The following is a 2951-nucleotide window of genomic DNA, read 5'->3' on the forward strand; positions in this document are numbered from 1 at the left end:
GAGTACTAATGGTTTTTTTAAATATATATAAATGGAGTTATATAATGAGTGAAGAAAAAACAAAATCAGACCTGGTCATTGCTGAAGGTAGTCAATTCAGCGCGGAAACATCAACAGATTATTCCCCTGGGAAAGAAAATATCGCGCTCGCTGTGACGGCGACCGGGATAACCTACAACGGTACCACGGGTAATGATTCGTTTACGGGTGGAAAAGAAGATGATCATCTTCGCGGCGGTGCCGGAGATGACTCGCTGGCCGGCGGGGCGGGTGCTGATGTTATCGACGGAGGTGCCGGAAATGATTATCTCAGTGGCAGCACCGGGCTGGATACTTTCATGTTCGCCGTTGGCCACGGTCAGGATCTGATACGCGATAACTCATCCAGCGAAGCCGGTAATGATACGTTGCGTTTTACGGGGGCGAAGGCGGACGTGGGCGGATTTAGCCGTGAGGGAAACAATCTGGTCATTCATGCGTACGACACCGCAGACCGCGTAACGATAGAAAATTACTTCTTGAGTGGCGAATCCAAAACCAGCGGTTTTCGTCACTACAGTTTTGAGTTTGACGACATCACGCTGACAGAGTCCGATCTGGCGACGGCCGGGATCCCTTTCTACGCTACAGCGGGGGATGACCGGATCGACGGATGGTACGGGCGAGATGTGCTGAACGGCGGTGCGGGTGATGATTCTTTTTACGGCGGATCCGGTGACGACTATATCAGCGGCGGTGCCGGTGATGACTCGCTCGTCGGCGGGGCGGGTGCTGATGTTATGTACGGAGGTGCCGGAAATGATTATCTCAGTGGCAGCACCGGGCTGGATACTTTCATGTTCGCCGTTGGCCACGGTCAGGATCTGATACGCGATAACTCATCCAGCGAAGCCGGTAATGATACGTTGCGTTTTACGGGGGCGAAGGCGGACGTGGGCGGGTTCAGCCGTGAGGGAAATAATCTGGTCATTCATGCGTACGGCACCGCAGACCGCGTAACGATAGAAAATTACTTCTTTGACGGCGAATCAGAAACCAGCGGTACTCGTCGCTACAGTTTTGAGTTTGACGACATCACGCTGACGGAGTCCGATCTGGCGACGGCCGGGATCCCTTTCTACGCCACCGAGGGGAATGACCGGATCGACGGATGGTACGGGCGAGATGTGCTTAACGGCGGTGCGGGTGATGATTCTTTTTATGGCGGATCCGGTGACGACTTTCTCAGCGGCGGTGCCGGTGATGACTCGCTCGTCGGCGGGGCGGGTGCTGATGTTATCGACGGAGGTGCCGGAAATGATTATCTCAGTGGCAGCACCGGGCTGGATACTTTCGTGTTCAAAGTTGGCCACGGTCAGGATCTGATAACCGATAATTTTTCCAGTGAAGCCGGTAATGATACGTTGCGTTTTACGGGGGCGAAGGCGGACGTGGGCGGGTTCAGCCGTGAGGGAAACAATCTGGTCATTCATGCGTATGGCACCGCAGACCGCGTAACGATAAACAATTACTTCATTGACGGCGAATCAGAAACCAGCGGTTTTCGTCGCTACAGTTTTGAGTTTGACGACATCACGCTGACGGAGTCCGATCTGGCGACGGCCGGGATCCCTTTCTACGCTACAGCGGGGGATGACCGGATCGACGGATGGTACGGGCGAGATGTGCTGAACGGCGGTGCGGGTGAAGATTCTTTTTACGGCGGATCCGGTGACGACTTTCTCAGCGGCGGTGCCGGTGATGACTCGCTCGTCGGCGGGGCGGGTGCTGATGTTATCGACGGAGGTGCCGGAAATGATTATCTCAGTGGCAGCAACGGGCTGGATACTTTCATGTTCAAAGTTGGCCACGGCCAGGATCTGATAACCGATAATTTTTCCCGTGAAGCCGGTAATGATACGTTGCGTTTTACGGGGGCGAAGGCGGACGTAGGCGGTTTCAGCCGTGAGGGAAACAATCTGGTCATTCATGCGTACGGCACCGCAGACCGCGTAACGGTAGAAAATTACTTCATTGACGGCGAATTAAAAAACGGCGTTACTCGTCACTACAGTTTTGAGTTTGACGACATCACGCTGACGGAGTCAGATCTGGCGACGGCACGGATCCCTTTCTACGCTACAGCGGGGGATGACCGGATCGACGGATGGTACGGGCGAGATGTGCTGAACGGCGGTGCGGGTGATGATTCTTTTTACGGCGGATCCGGTGACGATTATATCAGCGGCGGTGCCGGTGATGACTCGCTGGCCGGCGGGGCGGGTGCTGATGTTATCGACGGAGGTGCCGGAAATGATTATCTCAGTGGCAGCATTGGGCTGGATACTTTCATGTTCGAAGTTGGCCACGGTCAGGATCTGATAACCAATAACTTTTCCAGCGAAGCCGGTAATGATACGTTGCGTTTTACGGGGGCGAAGGCGGACGTGGGCGGGTTTAGCCGTGAGGGAAACAATCTGGTCATTCATGCGTACGGCACCGCAGACCGCGTAACGGTAGAAAATTACTTCATTGACGGCGAATTAAAAAACGGCGCTACTCGTCACTACAGTTTTGAGTTTGACGACATCACGCTGACGGAGTCAGATCTGGCGACGGCGCGGATCACCTTCTCAGGGACAGACGGAAATGATAACGCACACGGCTGGTACGGCGTCGACCTGATGAACGGTGGCGGCGGTGACGATTCGCTGAGTGGTGGGTCCGGAGATGACGTTCTGAACGGCGGCGTGGGTAATGACTCACTCTATGGCGGAGCGGGGCAGGATACCTATCTGTTTGCTAACGGACACGGTAATGACTCGGTCACTGATTTCGCAGGTATGCTTGAAGGCAAAGATATTATTGAATTCAGCGATCTCAATCTCACCGACCTGTGGTTCTCGAAAAGTAACAGTAATCTGCTTATTACCGAATCAGGATCTCAGGATTCCGTTGAAGTGATGAACTGG

1 protein-coding gene is annotated in these 2951 nt (G+C 54.0%); it reads left to right on the forward strand.

What is annotated here, in order from left to right; translation table 11 throughout:
• Positions 1–44 precede the first annotated feature (44 nt).
• Positions 45–2951: calcium-binding protein (locus tag J1779_RS00205; RefSeq protein WP_274388791.1), on the forward strand; the 2907-nt coding region annotated here is incomplete at its 3' end.

It is taken from the genome of Rahnella rivi (assembly GCF_019049655.1).
GTDB classification, from domain to species: Bacteria; Pseudomonadota; Gammaproteobacteria; order Enterobacterales; family Enterobacteriaceae; genus Rahnella; species Rahnella rivi.